The following is a 20,719-nucleotide window of genomic DNA, read 5'->3' as shown; positions in this document are numbered from 1 at the left end:
CATGGCATGGACACGTGAACAAATGGCACAACGTGCCGCACAAGAATTACAAGATGGTTTCTACGTCAACCTCGGTATTGGCCTGCCAACTCTAGTTGCCAACTACATTCCAGAGGATATGGATGTGTGGCTGCAATCGGAAAATGGCTTACTCGGCATTGGTGAGTTTCCAACCGAACAGCAACTCGACCCCGATTTAATCAATGCAGGCAAACAAACCGTCACCGCGCGTGCAGGTGCGGCATTTTTCTCAAGCAGTGAATCCTTTGCCATGATTCGTGGCGGACACGTCAATATTGCCATTTTGGGTGCAATGGAAGTCTCCGAGCAAGGTGACTTGGCCAACTGGATGATTCCGGGCAAGAAAGTCAAAGGTATGGGGGGTGCGATGGATTTGGTCGCAGGCGTACAGCGTGTGGTGGTGTTGATGGAACACAATGCCAAAGATGGCACTGCCAAAATCGTTAAACAATGCAGCTTGCCATTAACAGGTCAAAAAGTCGTGCATCGCATTATTAGTGACTTAGGTGTTTTGGATGTCGTTGCTGACGGCATCAAACTGGTGGAATTAGCACCTGATGTGACTGAACAACAGATTCAAGCTGCAACGGGCGTCGAACTTTTGATTGAAGCCAAAGCTTAATCAAACTTTTTCAATCTTATTTTTCTTATTGAAGTGATGCTTTTTAGGAGCATCACTTTTCGCTGCTTTTCAACAGCAGAAATTCATTTAGGACAAATGAATGAGATACAACAAAATCAAAGATGGATGCTGAAGATGAATAAACAACCTGCTTTGTTAGAACGTTTTGCCTTGCATATTAGTAATTGGTCGGAAAAATGGTTTCCCGACTCCTACATATTTGCCCTCCTCGGTGTGATTATTGTTTCCTTTGCTGCCATCAGTATTGGAGCATCTGTACAAGATGTCGCCAGTTCATTTGGGAATGGTTTCTGGAGTTTAATCCCCTTCACCCTACAAATGACCATGCTGATTATTGTCGGTTATGTGGTTTCTGTTTCTGCTCCTGTGAAAAAACTGATTCAGAAGATGGCACGTATTCCGCACTCAGGTCGTAGTGCGATCGTATTGGTGGCCACAGTCAGTTTATTGATTTCTCTGGTCAATTGGGCAGTCAGTACCATTTTGACCGCATTGTTGGTGATTGCGTTGGCTAAGCGTAAAGAGCTACAAATGGACTACCGTGCTGCCGCTGCTGCTGCAATTATTGGTATGGGCGCAACTTGGGCACTAGGGATCAGTTCGTCTGCGGCACAATTACAAGCCAATAAAGCCAGCCTGCCCGAGTCCATCTACAACTTAACGGGAGTGATTCCATTTACCGAAACCATCTTCCTATGGCAATCGATGCTCATGACCTTGATCTTGGTCATTGTCTCGATTGCGATTGCCTATTGGTCTGCACCGAAAGGTGACAATGTCAAAACCATGCAGGATTTTGAGCTCAACTTTGATGAAGAAGAAAAAACCGAAGTCAAATCGACTCGGCCTGGGGATTGGTTAGAGAACTCCCCATTATTAACCATTATTGTGGTGGCGTTAGGCTTGATCTGGATGTTTATCGAGTTTTCTAAAACCAATCCCATCATCGCCATTTCCAGCCTCAATACCTATAACTTTGTGTTCTTGATGCTCGGTCTTGCACTACATCGTACCCCACGTAACTTTCTTAATGCCGTCAGTCAGGCGGTGCCTGCGGTGTCGGGGATTCTAATCCAGTTCCCTCTCTACGGCAGTATTGCTTTCATTATGACCCAAGCATTGAATAGTCAGGATTTATCACTATCGCACTATATTGCAGAGTTTTTTGTTTCAATTGCTTCAAAAGAAACCTTTGCGATTGTGATGGGTATCTACTCTGCAGTGCTGGGCTTCTTTGTGCCATCTGGCGGTGGTAAATGGATTATTGAAGCACCTTATGTGATGCAAGCAGCCAATGATTTGCAAGTACATTTGGGCTGGTCGGTACAAATTTATAATGCTGCTGAAGCATTGCCAAATCTGATCAATCCGTTCTTTATGCTTCCGATGTTGGGGATTTTGAAACTCAAGGCCAAAGATGTGATTGGTTTTACCGTCACTCAATTGGTGTTCCATCTTCCTTTGGTGTTGTTCTTGCTTTGGATTTTAGGGCGTACCTTAACCTATACCCCACCCGTGATGTAGCCACGTCATGATTATCCACCGTAACCTTTCATCTTTAATCTGATCAGGGTGAAACGTTACGGTGTTTTATTATGGTCCGCGATTGTTCATAACTCTAAACAAATCAAATCTATACTCTGGTATTGAATTCTATCCACACCCAAAAACTGTGCTATTTTCAAGCAAATTGCACCACTTTTCACCAAAATTACAATTTAGTTTCTATATTGGTGCGTTTTTTGCTTTATAAATCTCATCAAATTGAGTTGTTTTAAGACAGCTTGAGTTTTTAGATTTACTAAATCTATTTTGGTGCAAAAAATGAATCAAATATTTGCACCAAACTTAAATTTAGCACTTTTTTTGAGCACCACTATGCAAAACGTAGATCTATTTTTCTTACTGCTCGGTGCAGTACTGGTATTAGCAATGCACGCTGGCTTTGCGTTCTTGGAATTAGGCACAGTCCGCCATAAAAACCAAGTCAATGCACTGAGTAAAATCCTTACAGATTTTGCCATTTCAGCGATTGCCTATTTCTTTGTAGGCTATTGGATTGCATATGGTCAAAACTTTTTCCATGCAGGCAGCACCTTAGCAGCCGATCATGGCTATAACCTGATGCGCTGCTTCTTCTTACTCACCTTTGCCGCTGCAATTCCAGCCATTATCTCAGGTGGCATTGCAGAACGTGCCAAAATGCGCGCTCAAGCGATTGCAACACTGATCTTGGTTGCATTGATCTATCCTTTTTTCGAAGGCATGATCTGGAATGGTAACTATGGTCTGCAAAAATGGTTAGAGAGCTCTTTTGGTGCAAGTTTCCATGACTTTGCAGGCTCAGTTGTCGTGCATGCAATGGGTGGATGGATTGCCTTGGCTGCTGTAATTTTACTCGGTGCACGTCATGGCCGTTATAAAAATGATGGTCGTGTCAGTGCACACCCACCTTCATCGATTCCATTCCTTGCATTAGGTTCATGGATTCTGATCGTTGGTTGGTTTGGGTTTAACGTGATGAGTGCACAACGTGTCGAAGCAATTTCTGGTCTCGTTGCAATCAATTCTTTGATGGCAATGGTCGGTGGAACCTTAGCTGCAAACTTTATGGGTAAAGATGACCCTGGTTTCTTACACAATGGTCCATTGGCTGGACTAGTGGCGATCTGTGCAGGCTCAGATATTGTGCACCCAATTGGTGCATTGGTAATTGGAGGTACTGCTGGTGCACTCTTTGTTTACTTATTTACTTACACTCAAAACAAGCTGAAAGTAGATGATGTACTTGGGGTGTGGCCATTACACGGCGTATGTGGCGCATTAGGCGGTATTGCTGCAGGAATCTTTGGGCAACAAGCACTTGGCGGTCTCGGTGGCGTGTCGATCATTTCTCAGATCATTGGCACCAGCTTAGGTATCGGCATTGCACTTGCAGGCGGTTTCATTGTGTATGGTCTACTCAAAGTAACCATAGGAATTCGCCTTTCTCAAGAGGATGAATACCGTGGTGCAGACCTTTCCATTCACAAAATTTCAGCCAACTCTGAAGAATCAATGTTCTAGTCTTTTTCAGTCTATTTAAGCGGCTATCCATGCCGCTTTTTTTATGTTTGATTAAAAAATGAGTGCTTTTACACTGCAATTGATGCGCCTCTGTCAGCACCAGAAACTATTTGATAGCCCATGTGCCACACAGCAACTCTTGGTTGCATTTGAAATCAAAATAACAATCATGGCACATATTATGCTTTACGTTTCTTGCAATTTTTAATGTAATTCATTCATTTAAAAATTGCTTAATTCATCGACAGTTACTATTAACAAAACGGTAAAGAATATCGCTTGAGCAATCGTATTGAAGTCTATTAAGATGAAAAATAATGTATTTTTTATGCATAAAAAGAGCACATTATTTTTCATAACAATGAACGGTTAAACCGCAACAATTACGAATGCGATCATAACGATACAAAAGGAGTTTTGTATATGACACCTAAACGCACCATGACCTCCCTGCTTTGTGCAAGCGCCTTGATGCTCGGCTTAAGTGCCTGTAGTGACAATAAAGCACCCGCAGCTGGTGAAAAAGCTGCTGAAGGCAGTGCTTCCACCTCTGGTACGTTAAACAAAATCAAAAGCTCTGGCACGATTGTGCTCGGTTATCGTGATTCATCTATTCCATTTTCCTATATTGCCTCTACCCCCAATCAGCCTGTAGGTTATGCGCATGATCTGCAACTTAAAGTTGTTGAAGCATTGAAGCAAAAGCTCAACATGCCAGATTTGAAAATCCGCTACAACCTTGTGACCAGCCAGAACCGTATTCCCTTAGTATCGAATGGTACAGTAGATCTGGAATGTGGCTCGACCACCAACAATAAAGAGCGTCAGCAACAGGTTGATTTTTCTGTTGGTTTCTTTGAGGTCGGCTCTCGATTGCTCACTGCCAAAAACTCTGGAATTAAAGATTTTTCAGATTTAAAAGGCAAAAAACTGGTGACCACAGCAGGAACCACCTCTGAACGCTATATCCGTCAACACCAGCAAGAACTTGGTATTGGTGAAATCATTTCTGCCAAGGACCATGCCGAATCTTTCTTGATGCTGCAAAATGGCCGTGCTGTGGCCTTTATGATGGACGATATCCTACTGGCAGGTGAAAAATCCAAAGCCAAAGACCCAAATCAATGGGACATCGTTGGTACTGCGCCGATTCATGAAATCTATGGTTGTATGCTGCGTAAGGGTGATACAGGTTTTAAACAAGTCGTCGATGATGCTATTAAAGCAACCTATGCCTCTGGTGAAATCAACAAGATGTATGAAAAATGGTTCCAGCAACCGATTCCACCAAAGAACATTAATTTGAACTTTGCCATGTCTGATCAACTCAAAGCCTTAATCAGCAATCCACATGATCGGGATCAATAATTTGTCCTTATAACCAAAATCTTATTATGGAACCGGGGAACAGTGGATGTTCTCCCGCTTCTTCTCAGGAGTTATTATGAATTATAGCTGGAACTGGGGAGTTTTGTGGCAATCTACAGGTATCGGGGATACAACCTACCTTAGCTGGATTATAACGGGTCTGGGATGGCTTGTGGTGATTGCGATTGTCGCATGGAGCATTGCCATGCTTCTCGGCAGCATCCTTGGCATTATGCGTACGCTCCCGAATAAAACCGCCAGAGCCGTTGGTACAGTCTATGTCACGCTGTTCAGGAATGTGCCTTTACTTGTTCAGTTATTTATCTGGTTTTATGTGGTTCCCAATTTTCTCCCTGCGCCCATCAAAAGCTGGTGGATGAATGATCTGGGTGCCAATACCACTGCCCTGATTTCTGCCAGTGTTGGGCTCGGACTATTCACGGCTGCACGTGTATGTGAACAGGTGCGGACAGGTATTGAAGCCTTACCCAAGGGGCAAATTAATGCAGGTTATGCCATGGGGTTTTCCACGGCACAACTCTATCGCTATATCATTCTGCCACAGTCTTTTCGCACCATTTTACCGCCGCTGAGTTCAGAGTTGACCAACTGCGTAAAAAATACCTCAGTCGCCTCTTTGGTTGGAGTAGCAGAAATTATTTCGCAGATGAAAACCATTAGTGAATATACCCAGAACACCATCGAAATTTACACCTACGTCACCATCATTTTCATTGTGATCAATGTCTGTCTTATTTTTAGTATGAACCTGCTGGAAAAACGTCTACGTATTCCTGGTTTAATATCAGGAGGAAAGTAGTATGGAATGGTTAACTTCTTTTCTTAATGATTTACAGCAGTCTGGGCCTGCGCTTTGGTATGGTTTCAGCATTACCTTAAAAGTCGTTGTTATCGCAACGATAGGCGGTATTGTGATTGGTACAATACTGGCACTGATGCGCCTCTCTTCGATCAAAATTCTGAACTGGATTGCGCAGGCTTATGTCGACCTGTTCCGCTCGATTCCCCTACTGCTGGTGTTGATGTGGTTTTACTTTGCCGTTCCGTTTCTTTATACCGCGATCACAGGTCAATACCTGACCATTGATACTGCTTTGGTTTCAAGTATCGTGGCGTTCATGCTATTTGAAGCTGCATATTTTTCTGAAATTGTACGTGCTGGTATTCAGTCGATCCCCAAAGGTCAAGCTGCTGCGGCTTCTGCATTGGGCATGAGTTATGGCCAATCCATGCGACTGATTATTCTGCCCCAGGCATTCAGAAAAATGACACCGTTACTGCTTCAGCAAACAATTATCCTGTTTCAAGATTCAACCATGGTTTATGCCATTGGTTTACTTGATTTTTTCAGAACAAATTATGTTCGTGGCGATTTAATGTCCTTACTTACCCAATATATTTTATTTGCAGGACTGGTGTACTTCACCATCAGTGCTTTAGCAACATTCACAGTGAAACGCTTACAAAGGAGGTTAAGTGTATGAACGACAATAAAGTAATGATTGACCTCCAAAATGTCAGTAAATGGTACGAACAATTTCAGGTACTAACTGAATGTACGACTCAAATCTGTCAAGGCGAAGTGGTGGTGGTCTGCGGTCCATCTGGTTCGGGAAAATCAACCCTAATTAAAACCGTGAACGGCCTAGAACCATTTCAACAAGGTAAAATCTTTGTGGATGGAGTGCCTGTTCACGAACCCAAAACCGATATGACGAAACTACGTAGCCGAGTAGGTATGGTCTTCCAACACTTTGAACTGTTTCCACACTTGAGCATTACCGAAAACCTGACTATTGCACAAATCAAGGTGCTTGGTCGTTCAGAAGCGGAAGCAAATAAGAAAGGACTAGCCTATCTGGATCGGGTTGGGTTGAGTGCCCATGCAAATAAATACCCTGCTCAGCTTTCAGGCGGGCAACAACAGCGAGTTGCAATTGCTCGTGCACTCAGTATGGACCCGATTGCGATGCTGTTTGATGAACCAACTTCTGCACTTGACCCTGAAATGATCAATGAAGTACTCGATGTGATGGTCGGACTGGCCAAAGAAGGCATGACCATGATGTGTGTAACGCATGAAATGGGCTTTGCCCGTCAGGTAGCCAATCGTATTATTTTCATGGATCAAGGAAAAATTGTAGAAGACTGCTCTAAAGATGAATTCTTTGGCACACCACGTGGCGAACGTGCCCAACAATTTCTGGATAAGATCCTACATTAAGCCAATCTTACTCACTAAAAAAAATATAGCAGCGTTTTGGCTGCTTTATTTTTTTAATAATAGAATAATTCCGCTCATGGCTGAAAATATAGCAATATGAATTTAAATATTTCATATACTTAAAATAAAATATGTTTTTTTTTGATTATCAGCTATTATTACATTTTTATGATTATTTAAGAACCAATTAAGCTTATTCACATTAAATAACACAATTTTCATCTGACCTTAATAATACGTTCTATGATTCTGAAAACACCTTTTTTCGCATTGACGAGCTTTATATTATTGATCAGCTTTTTCATCTTGTTATTCGTATTTCCTGTCGGTGGCGCAATTGACTTACATCTCATTCAGCCTTGGGTCAGCATACATGGATCGTTTCCTTATAAAAATGATTGGTTCCTCGATAAACTTAACCACACTTATGTCAAACAACTATTAACCATCGTTTATGTCTGTTTTTTCCTTTTATGGTGTGCTTCTTTTAAAGTAGAAAAACTAAAAGCTCGACGTTGGCAATATGGCTATATGTTTTGGGTCAGTATGCTCTGCACCTGTATTGTAGGACTATTCAAAGCCCACTCTTCTCATGCTTGTCCGTGGTACATGACCCATGAAACTGCAACAGGTTTTATTTGGGATTTTTCTGCTACTGCTGGACATTGTTTTCCTGGCGGACATGCCAGCACAGGTTTTGCACTGGTCACGGGTTATTTTGTCTATCGATTAGATCAAACACAGCGTGCTTGGTTTTATCTAATTGCAGCCATGATTATTGGTTTCGCCATGGGCTGGGCACAAATGATGCGCGGCGCACATTTCCTGAGTCATAACCTCTGGACCGCTTGGTTCTGCGTGGCAATTAACTTGGTCTGTTATGCATTGACTTATAAGCATCATCAAGACGTTACAAATCGCAATTCCAGTACCGTTTCCAACATCTGATGTGGTAAAGTGGACGCCCGTACTCATTGAACGAGTACGTTCGACGCTCACATTAGGATTATTTTTGCTGCCGTATGTCTGACTACCAAACGTTTTTAGAATCCACTTTAACGACTCAATCCGACTCTATTCAATCTTATGAACTAGATTCACGTAAAGTCTGGCTGAAAAAAGCATCTGAACGTCATGGATTATGGCTTTATACTCCATTGAAATGGCTAGCAAAAATATTCAATTTAGGTTCAATTACCCCTGTTCCCAACCAAGGGGGATCTGCTGCAATCCAATGTGAATTCAAGCGCATCCAACAGCTCAAAGCGTTGGGGATTTCAACCCCGAATGTGTTGGCTCTGTCTAAAAAAGGCATCTTATTGGAAGATGTTGGTTCTCAGCGCCAAAGTCCTGTTAGTCAGCTCGATCAAAAGTTAGGAAGCTTGAAAGATCATGCCGAAGAACAATTCAAACTTTTTTATAAAGCAATTCAATCGATTAGCCAATTACATCAACAACAAGGTTATTTAAGCGAAGCCTTCGCTCGGAATATTTTGGTTGATCAACAAAATCAATTCACTTTTATTGATTTTGAGACTGATCCACAAGATGTCCTTAGCCTACATGATTGTTTTGTGCGTGACTGGTTGCTATTTATTTTTTCAACCGCGTATCATTTTGAGTTTGAACAACTGGAGCAAGCCAGTCAGATACTTTACCAAGCTTTGCAAGATGAACCTCAAGTTTACAAAGATATTTGTAAAGTTGGAAAACGTTTGAACTGGGTATTGCGTTTGAATGTGAGTAAAGTGGGTAATGATGGCAAACGCATTCAAAAATGTGTGCTGTTCCTTCGTTATTTAAAAGATCAAGCCGAAGTCACGAATAGCGAATAAAAACTAGATGAGCTGCTTTCATCATTATTAATGCTGTTCATGATGTGCCATTTTTTTAGGGAGCTTGACCAATACACTCAAGCCACCCAATTCAATACTTCTCGACAAAGTTAAAATGCCACCTAAACGCTGCGTGGCTTTATCCACAATAGAGAGTCCCAACCCACTACCCACTTCTAAATGATGATGCACGCGGTAAAAACGTTTCAGCACTTTGTCGTATTGTTCAGGATCAATACCCGTACCACTGTCCTCAATTTGAATATAAGCAAAATCATCGGTATCGCTATATACTGAAATATTTATAATTCCTTGATTGGGTGTGTATTTAATTGCGTTATCAATCAAATTAAAAATAATCGAATGTACGGTTGATTCAAGACTCTGCATCTCAATTGGATCATTACGCTCAAAACCTAAATCAATCTCCTTTTGCATGGCTAAATTCACCAATTGCTCTACACAATTTAAAGCTACATCATTGAGTTTAAAATGTGTATTTGGTTCGATTAAGCTCAGCGCAACATCTTGTTTTGCCAAAGCTAAAAGTTGAGTAACCAAATGTTGAATACGGGCTAAACCCTTGCTCAGATTCTGTAAAGCTTCATGTTCAGGAAATTGGCTAATCAGGATGCGAGTTTGCAAATTCAATGCCGTCACAGGTGTTCTGAGCTCATGTGCCGCATCTGCAATGAATTGCTTCTGTTCCGTCTGCGCATGTTGAATTCGTTCAAATAAACGATTCATTTCTTCAATAGTAGGTAATAATTCTTGTGGATAATCTTTAATATCGATAGGTGATAATCCATCAGAATCACGCTGGATGAGTTCCTCTTTAAAATCATCCAAAGGTTTTAGACTTAGACGAATAATAAATGCCAAAACGATAATTGCAATTGGCAACAAGAGTATATATGGAACAAACATACTCCCCGCGAGTTCCCATGCAAAAGCATGGCGAACGTCCTCTTGCTGGCTTACTTGAATCTGATAATCTTCTAAAGGAATGACATAAACACGCCACTTACCTTGCGGTGTATTTTGGGTATAAAACCCTGCTTGCTTTACAGGAGGAACCAATAAATGTGTCTGATGCCATAAGTGACTTTGATCTTTATAAGCCCAAATATCTATGAGTAAATCTTCTTCATGATAGGTACGATGTAACTCAACCCGACTGGCAATCGGGGTCAAGGGCTTATACGTAGAACGCTCCGCCATATATTGCATTTGCGTATCTAAAATTTCATCGACTTCATGCAATGAAATCTTATATGCCGCTAAAATTAAAAAACAACCCAGCACAATACTGAAAATGGATGTTCCCCAAATCAGTCTTTTTTTGAGTGAATAATGCTTTGTTGTTTTCATCAATTTAAGCTTGCCCCAAACGATAACCTAAGCCACGAATCGTACGTATAAAGTCCTTACCAAGTTTGGCACGCAGATGATGCACATACACCTCAATCGTATTACTGGTTACTTCACTATCAAAATCGTACAACTTGTCTTCCAAATTAGCTTTTGAGAAAATCTTGTTTGGATGGGACACCATCGGAATCAGAATCGCCCATTCCCGATTAGAAAGCTCGATCTGCTGTCCCTTAAAGGTCGCTAAATGCTGTTCTACATCCAAAGTCAGCTCACCACTTTTTAACAACTGAGACTGGCTTTTTAGCTGTGCAGCTTCATTACTACCACGGCGTAACAAGGCATTAATCCGCGCAAGCAGCTCGTCAAACTCATAAGGCTTGATCAAATAATCATCTGCCCCTTGGTTTAATCCATCAACCCGATTCTGCAACTGGTCTCGAGCAGAAATAATCAGAACAGGAACAGTACTACGTTGGCGGATCTGTTTGAGTATTTGCATACCATCCATTAATGGCAGGCCCAAATCTAACAACACCAAATCAAATGATTGCTTGGTTAACAAAGCCAGCCCATCAACCCCATTATTGACCCATTCCACATCAAACTGATGATATCGCAATAAAGTCAATGTTGACTCTGCAATCATAAAATCATCTTCTATCATCAATATCTTGGTCATGATTTCATTTCACCTTATGGGTTAGCACATGTTTGCAACATGTCATCTTTAGCGTTAATTACTTTGGTTTTTATATCAAGCAAACTGAGCATGGTTGGAAATAAATTATCTTGACTGAGCTTGTTTTTACTTTGCTGAGCCAAACAACTCATTTGCTTAGCCGCTTGTTGCTGCCATGCCTGAGAAAACCACATCACCATTGGAACATGAGTTTGCTGAGAAGGTGCAATAGCATATGGTGCTCCATGCAAATACATACCGCGCTCACCTGTCGACTCGCCATGATCAGACAAATACCACAAACCCGTTTGATATTGCGTTGTGTTTTTTAGTGTTTCAATCAATGAATCTAAAACATAATCCGTATAAAGCAAAGTATTATCATAGCTGTTCACCAAAGCTTGTTGAGTACAACCTTGAATTGCATTGGTATCGCAAGTCGGCTTAAAAACACGATATTCTGGTGGTATCCGTTTATAATACGCAGGACCATGGCTGCCCATTTGATGCAAAACAACTAAGCGAGGACGTGTATCCTCTTTTGGAATCGTTGTTATATATGCTTTTAAACTGTCAATTAAAATATCATCAAGACATTCACCATCCTTACACCATTTTTTCTGAATAGGTTCAGGAATTTTATACAACTCCACACGATCGCAAGTCCCTTTACAACCTGAGTTATTATCAATCCAAGTCACTTGATAACCTGCTCGTTTCGCAATATCGAGTAGTCCTTCACGATGACTTGCTAAACGCTCATCATAATCTTCTCTTTTCATGCCCGAAAACATACACGGGACTGAAACCGCCGTAGCTGTACCACAAGAGCTCACTTGAGAGAAATTCAAAATATCTTGTTTGGATAATTTAGGATTTGTATTCTTTGCATAACCATTTAAAGAGAAATTTTCTGCACGTGCAGTTTCACCTACCACCAACACGATCAGTTTCGGTAAACCTTTCGCAGTTTGGATCACTTGGGCATCTTCGCCATAAATAACTAAAGGTAAGTTTTCTTTAGGTGCTTTCTTTTTATAATAAGAAACAAATGAGGCAATCATATTTTGAGGGGAAATCATGCCCTTCAAATCACGATTTTCACGAAATATTGCAGCAAAATCAACATAAAAAACAAATAATAAACCGCCAATCATAACTAAAGAAACAACAGAGGCAATCAACTTTGTCAATATCTGTTTAACAATAGGTTCTGATTTAATTTTAACCATCAAAATAGCAATGATTGGCAAAATAGTCATCCCTAGCGTCCATTCAACCAAATGCCAAGACCAAGTATCTTTTGCTTCTGCGATATCTGTTTGCATTAAGTTTTGAATCTGATCAGAGGTAATCCAGACCCCTAGAGAACTGACAGCATAAGATGCAAAACCACCAATAAACACCAAAACAATTGCAACGGGTTTTGCTGTCCACTTCCAGTTTAATATTTGGAAAATAAAGAAATATAAAGCAGTCACCACAGCAACAGAGGCGGCTAAAAAGAGTCCCGCCTTAATCCCTGTATAAGGTGTAAGTGTCTGCATCTTTTCATAAAATGCAAAATTTAGAAAAACCCCTAACCAAACTGCAAGTAGCACATTGAAGGCGAGTAATGAAATGGTCTTGGTTTTGAGTCTTTTTAGCAACATAAGCATCACAATCTAAAAATAAATTTCTTAGCTTTTTTAAAGATAAGAATAAAAACTTAAAAATGACTTAAACAAAACAATAGGAACCCAAAAAAGACAGGTTAAAAATTGAGTTAATTAAGAGTTGAATTAATTAAAGTATGAGTAATGTCTTTTTTTTATAAATCCGTATCGAAGCACCCCTCCATCCGCTAGCCTAGAGTTTAACGAGAATAAATATTCTATTTAAAGAAAAACAATATAAACAAAAACGCCCTTTAAGCAAACTTAAAGGGCGTTTTCAAACAAAAATAAATTAGAATTTGAATTCTAAACCTAGACCAGCAACAGGTTGCTTATCTTTTTTGCTTGCTTGTTCAAGTGTCAAATAACCAGCATAACCATAGGTTTTAACTTGTTTGTTAAAAGCATAGTCCGCACCTGCAATAATTTGTTTTGCTTTAAAATCAGCAGTATTGGTTTTAAAGCTGGTGTCATTCTGGCTATATTGACCTTTCACTGTCCAGTTTTTTGCTTGTGGGATATTATATTCCGCACCCAATAACCAGCCTTGAGTATCATCAATATTTTCTGAACCAACAGCGTTCCCTTCTGCTTTTTCAACTTCTGAAGTTTGATAGAGAGCTTTTAATGCCAAACCATCAATTGGCGTTACTTTACCAATTGCACGTAAGGTATTTGCAGCAGCAAACAATTGATCTCCTGAAATCGCTTTATCTGAGGCATTTAAAAAACCACGACCTAAAAAGTTACTTGGAATCGCTTTGTCATAACCGATACCAGCAACAAAGAGTGGATTTTCGTAAGTTACAGTTGCTGACCATGCATCACCTAAACCACGACCTGCAACTTTTGCACCACCACTGGTTGCTTTAATACCAGAAGACTCACCTGTTGCTAGTAAAGCATTAAATTTAAATGCACCATCTAGTAATTTTACTGCTGGAGATTCATAAACCACGGCATTATCAATACGGTTTTCACCCGTAAAAATACCTGTGATATCTGCTTTATTAGCAACATAGTTGTTGAAAGTATCAACCACACTTGATAATTGTTTTACAGGCGTATCATGCTTACCAATTTTCAGGGTACCTAATTGTGCATCTTTTAAACCGACAAAACGGTTACGTTGCGTCCAATCATTGCTATCGCCATCAGCACTAAAGCCCCATTCAATCGCATAAACTGCGCTTAAGCGTTCAGTCAGCTTTTCATCACCCTTTAATCCAAGGAATGAGCTGTTTGAGCTAATTTCCCAAACGTCTTTATTTGACTTTTTCGCATTTTTTTCTGGTAAATAATCAATACTAGCATCGATCTCACCATAAAATGTTGGTGCGGCAAAAGTGGTGGTTGCAAGTAAACTAAGCACTGCTGCTGTTACAATTTTGATTTTCATTGTTTACATCCTGGTTAAATTTGTAACAAATCCTACACATTAACTTTATATGACAAAACGATTAAAATCTTATTAATTTATTCCAATTTCGACTAAAGTTTAATTTTTATACATTCACTTTTTATGAGCACAAAACATTTTTATGCTTTTATTTATGAATAAATCAATTGCAATATCAATTAATTAATATCCTCCGATTAACTATTTTTTCTTATTATTTTCTATATTCAAAAAAACAAAAAAATCCGACGAATATCATCCTATTCCCTTCTAAGCCAATACTTTCTGTTTCACAAAGTATCTGCTTAATACAAAAATTGTAATAAAAGATGATCTTTATCTTGCTTTATTTTTCCAATAATAAATTGGTGCCAAACAAAGCATCGAAACGATACAAATCACGATCAAATAGCGATAGTATCCAAGCCAATCGCCAATCACGCCACTGAATAAATAGAGCAATCCGCTTATCGTTGCCATAATAGAGACTTGGAAAGTAAAGTCTGTTCCTGCAAATTTCTTACGGCTGTACTGCATGACCAGGGTCAGCATCACCACCAATAACATCGCTGAGCAGGCATCTTCGAATGCATTCACGACATAAAGCCAGATCGGTGTGATGTGATTCTGAACCTCATAGTAATAAGCGAGAACTGTATATCCTCCTAAACTGATGATTTTCAGAACTGAAAACACCAGTAAGCAATGTATTCTGGAATAATGCTTCAATAATAAGCCTGCTACAGCAGCGCCCAACAATGCAGCCACGGCACCCAACATGGTAATAAACACACCAATCTGAGTGAAGTCCAGTCCCATATCGACCATTAAAGGTTTTAATAATGGACCAGCGAGGCCATCAGCCACTTTAAAACTGATCAGCACCAACAACCATGCTTTTAGTTCTTTGGAGGATTGAAAATAATTTAAATAGGTCTTCACCGCGTGTATAAATGATTGTGAAGCAACTCTATCAGGTGTGGTTTTGCTTTGGTGTTGTGGTTCTCGGTAGCATAAAACAGGCAATGTATTTAAAAAAACTAAAACAGCTAAAGCCAGAAATGTATTTTGCCAATGCAGCCAGTCCAAGCACCAGAGTACAGCTCCGCCCCCAACAATAAAGCCTAACCGAGATCCAATCACTTGAAAGGTATTGCCCCAATGCTGTTGATCACCTTTGAGTAGATTCACCGCCAAGCCATCAGTTGCAATGTCTTGGGTTGCTCCAGTTAAATTCATCAAAAGTAGCAACACAAAGAAAATCAGCAGATAACTCGGTTGATCCAAAGCATGAATAGGAAAAAATGATAGGACAATCAAAATAACAACGCTGCAAAGTTGCGTTGGAATGATCCAGCTACGGTAATGCCCTAACTTTGATACAGCAAAACGATCCACATAAGCTGCCCAAAAAATCTTAATCGACCAAGGCAACATCAATAAGCCGAAACCGCCGATATGCGCCAAAGATACGCCTTGCGCTCTTAAGATCACGGGTAAAGCATGGGTCATAAATCCCACAGGTAAACCCTGAGCCCAATATAAAGAAAACAATAAAATGTAAACCTGTCTAAGATTAGTCATTTTTGCGTTTTCCATGGCGATACGATGAAGTCGCTCAAGTATCTAATCCTTTCATCTTCATGGCAATAAAATCTTATTTTTTGCCAATGCAGTACCCGTAATGAGCGTTTAACATGATTATAGTTGTCATTACATATCGTGATTTATGCCACAACATTTTCCTGATTTACCTCCGCTGGTTCCACAACGCGGGACCGCTTATAGCCGTGCACTGTGTAAAAAGATTTTTCTTGGGCAAGGCTGGACGGTCGTTGGTGAAATACCAAACTTACCCAAAGCTGTTGCAATTATCTCCCCGCATACCTCTAATATTGATGGTTGGTATGGCTTTCTTGCCATTGGTGGTTTGGGTTTAAAAATTACCGTGTTAGGCAAAGATACTTTGTTTAAACCGCCATTTAAGCCTTTTTTAGATTGGGCAGGATTGATTCCTGTTCATCGGGATAGTGCCCATGGTTTAACTGAGCAAGTGGTTGCTACGATTCATCAGCATGATAAAATCTGGATTGGCATGGCCCCAGAAGGTACGCGCAAAAAAGCCGAAAAAATGAAGAGTGGCTTTTATCATATCGCGCATGCCGCTGGGATTCCCATTGTGATGTTTGCCTTTGATTACGATCATAAAACCATTTACTGCTTAGGTGCTTTTACTCCGACAGGTCACTATCAACAAGACCTAGAGCAAATCATGCAATGCTATGTGGGACACTTCTCACCAAAGAATCCAGATTGGCTGGCTGAACCCTTACAAAAACTTGTGAAAAAAAACTAGAAAGTTGAAGGCAAATCTGCTCTGATGTGCCCATCTTTTTGTACATTTTATCTGCACCTGATATGAAAATTGCTCGACTGTCTTGCCTAGCTATTCTTAGCTTGGCTTTATTTGGTTGTGATCAAACAGCAAAGAAAGCCCCCTCCACAACGGCAATTAAAGCCCGTGAACCCGTGATTGCACTAGCCTTAGGCGGTGGCGGTGCCAAGGGCTTCGCGCATATTGGTGTGATCAAAGTTTTAGAATCTCATGGCATTAAAGCCAAAATTGTGACAGGTACCAGTGCAGGTAGCTTCGTGGGCAGCATTTACGCCAGCGGTCAAACACCTTATCAAATGCAAAATCTAGCTTTAAAACTGCAAGAATCTGATTTGCGTGATCTAACCCTCAATAGCCAAGGAATTATCCTCGGTCAAAAACTACAAAACTATGTGAATACACAAGTCGGCAATAAACCGATCGAGCAATTCCCGATTCGTTTTGCTGCGGTCGCAACGCGCTTAGACAGTGGGAAAAAAGCAGAGTTTATCAAAGGCAATGCAGGCCAAGCGGTACGTGCGTCCTGTAGTATTCCAAACGTGTTTGTCCCTGCTGTGATTGGCAATACCAAATATGTAGATGGTGGCTTAGTCAGCCCAATTCCCGTCAAAACAGCCAAAGATATGGGGGCAGATATTGTGATTGCTGTCGATATTTCTGCTCGTCCAGTCGGTGGTAAACCCCTCAGTATGTGGGGCCTATTAGATCAGACCATTAATATTATGGGGCAACAAAGTATCAATGAGGAGCTTAATCAAGCCACTGTCGTGATTCAACCTAAAGTTGGTCATCTCGGCGCACTTGATCTTAAATCAAGTAATGAAGCAATTTTGGAAGGTGAAAAAGCTGCTCAAGCTAAGATCACTGCTATTCGAAATGCGATTACTACATTTAAAAACTCTCCCGCTGCCCTTAAGCCCGCGCCAAAATCTAAATTCTAAAAATCCTCTTCAAGGGCTGTTGATCTACAGAACGACTTACAATCTAAGCACGATTTCTCGTGACCATCAGCCCCAAATTCTAAAAAAACAATCTTTGTATATTCATAAAGATAATGATCTGCTAGAGTGCTAAAGGTGAATGTTTTTTCACCTCCACTCCGTTTAATGATGCGAGCAAATCTATGGAATTTGTAGTTGAACCTTGGCACTGGTTTGTATTAGGGATTTTACTGATTCTTTCAGAGTTAATTTTGCCTGCTTTTGCTGCATTATGGTTTGGCATAGCAGCAGTCATGGTCTGTATTTTACTGTGGCTTTTCCCGATGATGGGCTTTACGACCCAAGTGATTACTTGGGGAATTTTATCTATTTTATGCACGATTCTTTGGTTCAAATTTATCAAACCTCTCTCCATCGATAAAACCAAAGCAGGACTTCCTCGTGAAGCAACCATTGGTCAAGTCGGTATGGTCATCCAAACTGGGCTTGAACATGGACAAATTATTGTGCGCTTTCCGATGCCTGTTTTAGGTAATGATGAATGGAATTGTCGCTGCACTGTACCCGTACAAGTTGGCGATCGCGTTCGAGTTATTGATATTTTGGGTAATGATTTAGTCGTTCAACCGCATAGCACGTCATAAACACAAAAGAGGGTTTTCAATGTCTGTCGGTACTATTGTTGTTTTAGCGCTTTTAGCCTTTATTGCTATAACCATTTTTAAAGGGGTTCGTATTGTTCCCCAAGGTTATAAATGGATTGTTCAACGTTTAGGTAAATATCATACCACGTTGAATCCTGGTCTCAATTTCGTTATTCCTTATGTAGACGAGGTTGCTTATAAAATTACCACCAAAGATATTGTTTTAGATATTCCTTCACAAGAAGTAATTACCCGAGACAATGCCGTACTGGTGATGAATGCCGTAGCTTATATCAACCTGACAACACCAGAAAAAGCGGTGTACGGGATTGAAAACTATACGTGGGCAATTCAAAACCTTGTTCAAACCTCACTCCGTTCAATTGTGGGTGAAATGGACTTGGATGATGCATTATCTTCACGTGATCATATTAAAGCGAAATTGAAAGCTGCCATTTCTGATGATATTTCAGATTGGGGGATTACGCTTAAAACAGTTGAAATCCAAGATATTCAACCATCTCATACCATGCAAGCAGCAATGGAGGCTCAAGCTGCTGCTGAACGTCAACGTCGTGCGACTGTGACTAAAGCGGATGGTGAGAAACAAGCTGCAATTTTAGAAGCGGATGGTCGTTTAGAAGCTTCTCGTCGTGATGCAGAAGCACAGGTTGTACTTGCTGAGTCATCACAACGTGCGATTGAAATGGTCACTACTGCGGTAGGCGATAAAGAAATTCCTGTTGCTTACTTACTTGGTGAGCAGTACGTAAAAGCGATGCAGGATCTTTCTAAATCAAGCAATGCAAAAACTGTGGTACTTCCAGCCGATGTACTGAATGCTATTCGTGGAATTATGGGCAAACATTAAACCCATTTTCAAATCAAAATAAAGCAGCGTTATCGCTGCTTTATTTTTTTATGCATTCTGAATCAGTTTTCGATCTTTAACGGGCAATTTCCCCACCACCAAATCATAAGAATCTTTAATCAGGTCTTGCAGCAAATCAGCGGTAATCTCTGGGCCACTTGCAATCGAAATCCAGTGTTTCTTATTCATATGGTAACCTGCCGAAATTGAAGAATACAGTTCCTGATATTCCAAACTTTTCTCAGGCTTACATTTAATCGTCACCAGCAGCTTACCTGAATAAGCACCAATCAACATGAATACCTTGTCAAAGACCTTAAAAACCTCACAGTCTGGACCAAAAGGTTGTGACTGGATAGAAAAAGCCAGTTGTTGACCGTATTCAAGCGCACATTGTTCTAGTTGATCATCATTCATAAAGTGCTGCCCTATTGTTATCTATATAGATCATTTATTTATCTTAGATTCGCTTTTATCTTAAAACAATAATTTATAAACCACTTAAATCCATTCTATTGCTCATATTCAGGTGTACACCTCCCCAAAAAAATAAAGACCATACAAAGATGGTCTTTTATAACACTTAATAAGAATTGATTAAAGTTAACGAAATATCAACTTTTACGTGCCAACAAAAATTGCGAGATTGCCACCAGCTCTTTGGCATCATCACCAAAATACGCCAAGGCTTCAAAGGCTTGATCATGTAAAGTTTGTGCATAAGCTTGTGCTTGCGCTAAGCCCATCAACGATGGATAAGTCGATTTCTGAACTTGTTGATCTTTACCAGCAGTCTTGCCTAAAGTTTCAGTACTCGCAGTCACATCCAAAATATCATCCTGCACTTGGAAGGCTAAACCAATCGTTTGTCCAAATTGGCGTAATTTTGGAATTGCCTGATCAGTTCCATTAAAAATGGTCACCGCACCCATCATAATCGCCGCTTGAATCAAAGCACCTGTTTTATTGCGGTGAATATTTTCCAATTCAGCTTGATCAACTTGCTTTCCTTCCCCTTCAGCCTGTAAATCCAATACCTGACCGCAAACCATTCTTGAACTTGCTGTTGCTAAGATTTGTACTTGTTTTAAGACAATAGCTGCTTCCGTACCTTGGCCCTGTTCATCAAACAAACGGCTGCCCAAAATTTCAAAGGCCATCGACTGTAAAATATCACCAGCCAATAAAGCAGTATCTTCACCAAATGCCACATGACAAGTCGGTTGCCCACGACGCAGTAAATCATTATCCATACAAGGCAAATCATCATGTGCCAACGAATAGCAATGAATCAATTCAACGGCAACCGCCGCGCGTCGTGCCGCTGCAAAGTTATGATTGGCTTGCAGTGAAGCTGCTGCATAACACAAAGCTGGGCGAACACGTTTCCCCCCCAACATCACCGTATGGTGAACGGCAGCTTTTAAAGGTTCTGGAATTGAAAATGCAGCCAATGCTGTCAATAAATCCTGTTGAATACGTTGTTGAGCTTGTTTTAGGACATCCGCATTAACTTGAGAAATAGATGACACAGTTGTTGCCTCAGGAAATCTGAATGGAAGAGTAAAATGACAAGACTTGTC

The 20,719-nt window shown here is 40.5% G+C and carries 20 protein-coding genes; 13 read left to right on the top strand and 7 right to left on the bottom strand.

Going from position 1 to position 20,719, the window contains the following annotated elements:
* Window position 1 precedes the first annotated feature (1 nt).
* The 9 genes from F909_RS11225 (at window position 2) to F909_RS11265 (ending at window position 9,178) form a co-directional block, all read left to right on the top strand.
* The gene (locus F909_RS11225) at window positions 2-643 is read left to right on the top strand and encodes a CoA transferase subunit B (RefSeq protein ID WP_005150245.1); all 642 of its coding nucleotides are present in this window, start codon (window positions 2-4) and stop codon (window positions 641-643) included.
* Window positions 644-778: 135 nt separating this feature from the next.
* Window positions 779-2,188: a short-chain fatty acid transporter gene (locus F909_RS11230; RefSeq protein ID WP_005150244.1), complete on the top strand. Its 1,410-nt coding sequence runs from the start codon at window positions 779-781 to the stop codon at window positions 2,186-2,188.
* Between the two features lie 354 nt (window positions 2,189-2,542).
* Entirely contained in the window at window positions 2,543-3,730 is a 1,188-nt protein-coding gene (locus F909_RS11235) for an ammonium transporter (RefSeq protein ID WP_005150238.1), read from the top strand.
* 423 nt (window positions 3,731-4,153) lie between these two features.
* Complete coding sequence (locus tag F909_RS11240; RefSeq protein ID WP_005150236.1) at window positions 4,154-5,098, top strand: transporter substrate-binding domain-containing protein; 945 nt, start codon at window positions 4,154-4,156, stop codon at window positions 5,096-5,098.
* A gap of 76 nt (window positions 5,099-5,174) precedes the next feature.
* The gene (locus F909_RS11245; RefSeq protein ID WP_005150235.1) at window positions 5,175-5,918 is read left to right on the top strand and encodes an amino acid ABC transporter permease; all 744 of its coding nucleotides are present in this window, start codon (window positions 5,175-5,177) and stop codon (window positions 5,916-5,918) included.
* Window position 5,919: 1 nt separating this feature from the next.
* Entirely contained in the window at window positions 5,920-6,603 is a 684-nt protein-coding gene (locus F909_RS11250; protein WP_005150234.1) for an ABC transporter permease subunit, read from the top strand.
* 14 nt (window positions 6,604-6,617) lie between these two features.
* The gene (locus F909_RS11255) at window positions 6,618-7,343 is read left to right on the top strand and encodes an amino acid ABC transporter ATP-binding protein (protein ID WP_171067168.1); all 726 of its coding nucleotides are present in this window, start codon (window positions 6,618-6,620) and stop codon (window positions 7,341-7,343) included.
* Between the two features lie 243 nt (window positions 7,344-7,586).
* Window positions 7,587-8,291: a phosphatase PAP2 family protein gene (locus tag F909_RS11260; protein ID WP_005150230.1), complete on the top strand. Its 705-nt coding sequence runs from the start codon at window positions 7,587-7,589 to the stop codon at window positions 8,289-8,291.
* 74 nt (window positions 8,292-8,365) lie between these two features.
* Window positions 8,366-9,178 (top strand): BUD32 family EKC/KEOPS complex subunit, encoded by an 813-nt coding sequence (locus tag F909_RS11265; RefSeq protein WP_005150228.1) that lies wholly within the window; start codon window positions 8,366-8,368, stop codon window positions 9,176-9,178.
* A gap of 27 nt (window positions 9,179-9,205) precedes the next feature.
* Here F909_RS11265 and F909_RS11270 read toward each other — a convergent pair whose 3' ends face one another.
* The 5 genes from F909_RS11270 to F909_RS11290 all read right to left on the bottom strand — a co-directional run bounded on the left by F909_RS11270 (window position 9,206) and on the right by F909_RS11290 (window position 15,869).
* A complete protein-coding gene (locus F909_RS11270; protein ID WP_005150225.1) occupies window positions 9,206-10,549 on the bottom strand; it encodes an ATP-binding protein in 1,344 nt (447 codons plus the stop codon).
* Between the two features lie 4 nt (window positions 10,550-10,553).
* Entirely contained in the window at window positions 10,554-11,231 is a 678-nt protein-coding gene (locus tag F909_RS11275; protein ID WP_005150223.1) for a DNA-binding response regulator PmrA, read from the bottom strand.
* A 14-nt stretch (window positions 11,232-11,245) separates the two neighbouring features.
* On the bottom strand, window positions 11,246-12,883 hold the full coding sequence (locus F909_RS11280; RefSeq protein ID WP_005150219.1) for a phosphoethanolamine transferase: 1,638 nt from the start codon (window positions 12,881-12,883) through the stop codon (window positions 11,246-11,248).
* Window positions 12,884-13,178: 295 nt separating this feature from the next.
* Window positions 13,179-14,285: a porin gene (locus F909_RS11285; RefSeq protein ID WP_005150218.1), complete on the bottom strand. Its 1,107-nt coding sequence runs from the start codon at window positions 14,283-14,285 to the stop codon at window positions 13,179-13,181.
* 336 nt (window positions 14,286-14,621) lie between these two features.
* A complete protein-coding gene (locus tag F909_RS11290; RefSeq protein WP_005150216.1) occupies window positions 14,622-15,869 on the bottom strand; it encodes an MFS transporter in 1,248 nt (415 codons plus the stop codon).
* A 145-nt stretch (window positions 15,870-16,014) separates the two neighbouring features.
* Here F909_RS11290 and F909_RS11295 point away from each other — a divergent pair, with 145 nt between their 5' ends.
* The 4 genes from F909_RS11295 to F909_RS11310 all read left to right on the top strand — a co-directional run bounded on the left by F909_RS11295 (window position 16,015) and on the right by F909_RS11310 (window position 19,136).
* The gene (locus F909_RS11295; RefSeq protein WP_005150213.1) at window positions 16,015-16,641 is read left to right on the top strand and encodes a lysophospholipid acyltransferase family protein; all 627 of its coding nucleotides are present in this window, start codon (window positions 16,015-16,017) and stop codon (window positions 16,639-16,641) included.
* Between the two features lie 62 nt (window positions 16,642-16,703).
* Window positions 16,704-17,621, top strand: a complete 918-nt coding sequence (locus F909_RS11300) for a patatin-like phospholipase family protein (RefSeq protein WP_005150210.1) — start codon at window positions 16,704-16,706, stop codon at window positions 17,619-17,621.
* A gap of 182 nt (window positions 17,622-17,803) precedes the next feature.
* A complete protein-coding gene (locus F909_RS11305; RefSeq protein ID WP_005150207.1) occupies window positions 17,804-18,265 on the top strand; it encodes an NfeD family protein in 462 nt (153 codons plus the stop codon).
* Between the two features lie 19 nt (window positions 18,266-18,284).
* Window positions 18,285-19,136, top strand: coding sequence for an SPFH domain-containing protein (locus F909_RS11310; RefSeq protein WP_005150204.1), 852 nt, complete (start codon window positions 18,285-18,287; stop codon window positions 19,134-19,136).
* Window positions 19,137-19,184: 48 nt separating this feature from the next.
* On the opposite strand, the gene F909_RS11315 is transcribed toward F909_RS11310, so the two are convergent.
* Window positions 19,185-19,553, bottom strand: coding sequence for an MmcQ/YjbR family DNA-binding protein (locus tag F909_RS11315; protein WP_005150203.1), 369 nt, complete (start codon window positions 19,551-19,553; stop codon window positions 19,185-19,187).
* A gap of 197 nt (window positions 19,554-19,750) precedes the next feature.
* Window positions 19,751-20,668: a polyprenyl synthetase family protein gene (locus tag F909_RS11320; RefSeq protein ID WP_005150202.1), complete on the bottom strand. Its 918-nt coding sequence runs from the start codon at window positions 20,666-20,668 to the stop codon at window positions 19,751-19,753.
* Window positions 20,669-20,719: the final 51 nt, after the last annotated feature.

Source organism: Acinetobacter sp. ANC 3929, assembly GCF_000369405.1.
GTDB lineage: Bacteria > Pseudomonadota > Gammaproteobacteria > Pseudomonadales > Moraxellaceae > Acinetobacter.
Note: the sequence above shows the minus strand (reverse complement) of the source record. Positions and strands in the feature narration are given on the sequence as shown.

Coding starts and splice junctions, on each gene's coding strand:
- F909_RS11300 (WP_005150210.1), top strand. CDS start 16,704: ATGAAAATTGCTCGACTGTCTTGCCTAGCTATTCTTAGCTTGGCTTTA.
- F909_RS11290 (WP_005150216.1), bottom strand. CDS start 15,869: ATGACTAATCTTAGACAGGTTTACATTTTATTGTTTTCTTTATATTGG.
- F909_RS11250 (WP_005150234.1), top strand. CDS start 5,920: ATGGAATGGTTAACTTCTTTTCTTAATGATTTACAGCAGTCTGGGCCT.
- F909_RS11295 (WP_005150213.1), top strand. CDS start 16,015: ATGCCACAACATTTTCCTGATTTACCTCCGCTGGTTCCACAACGCGGG.
- F909_RS11285 (WP_005150218.1), bottom strand. CDS start 14,285: ATGAAAATCAAAATTGTAACAGCAGCAGTGCTTAGTTTACTTGCAACC.
- F909_RS11240 (WP_005150236.1), top strand. CDS start 4,154: ATGACACCTAAACGCACCATGACCTCCCTGCTTTGTGCAAGCGCCTTG.
- F909_RS11255 (WP_171067168.1), top strand. CDS start 6,618: ATGATTGACCTCCAAAATGTCAGTAAATGGTACGAACAATTTCAGGTA.
- F909_RS11225 (WP_005150245.1), top strand. CDS start 2: ATGGCATGGACACGTGAACAAATGGCACAACGTGCCGCACAAGAATTA.
- F909_RS11230 (WP_005150244.1), top strand. CDS start 779: ATGAATAAACAACCTGCTTTGTTAGAACGTTTTGCCTTGCATATTAGT.
- F909_RS11235 (WP_005150238.1), top strand. CDS start 2,543: ATGCAAAACGTAGATCTATTTTTCTTACTGCTCGGTGCAGTACTGGTA.
- F909_RS11310 (WP_005150204.1), top strand. CDS start 18,285: ATGTCTGTCGGTACTATTGTTGTTTTAGCGCTTTTAGCCTTTATTGCT.
- F909_RS11280 (WP_005150219.1), bottom strand. CDS start 12,883: ATGTTGCTAAAAAGACTCAAAACCAAGACCATTTCATTACTCGCCTTC.
- F909_RS11305 (WP_005150207.1), top strand. CDS start 17,804: ATGGAATTTGTAGTTGAACCTTGGCACTGGTTTGTATTAGGGATTTTA.
- F909_RS11270 (WP_005150225.1), bottom strand. CDS start 10,549: ATGAAAACAACAAAGCATTATTCACTCAAAAAAAGACTGATTTGGGGA.
- F909_RS11260 (WP_005150230.1), top strand. CDS start 7,587: ATGATTCTGAAAACACCTTTTTTCGCATTGACGAGCTTTATATTATTG.
- F909_RS11315 (WP_005150203.1), bottom strand. CDS start 19,553: ATGAATGATGATCAACTAGAACAATGTGCGCTTGAATACGGTCAACAA.
- F909_RS11275 (WP_005150223.1), bottom strand. CDS start 11,231: ATGACCAAGATATTGATGATAGAAGATGATTTTATGATTGCAGAGTCA.
- F909_RS11245 (WP_005150235.1), top strand. CDS start 5,175: ATGAATTATAGCTGGAACTGGGGAGTTTTGTGGCAATCTACAGGTATC.
- F909_RS11265 (WP_005150228.1), top strand. CDS start 8,366: ATGTCTGACTACCAAACGTTTTTAGAATCCACTTTAACGACTCAATCC.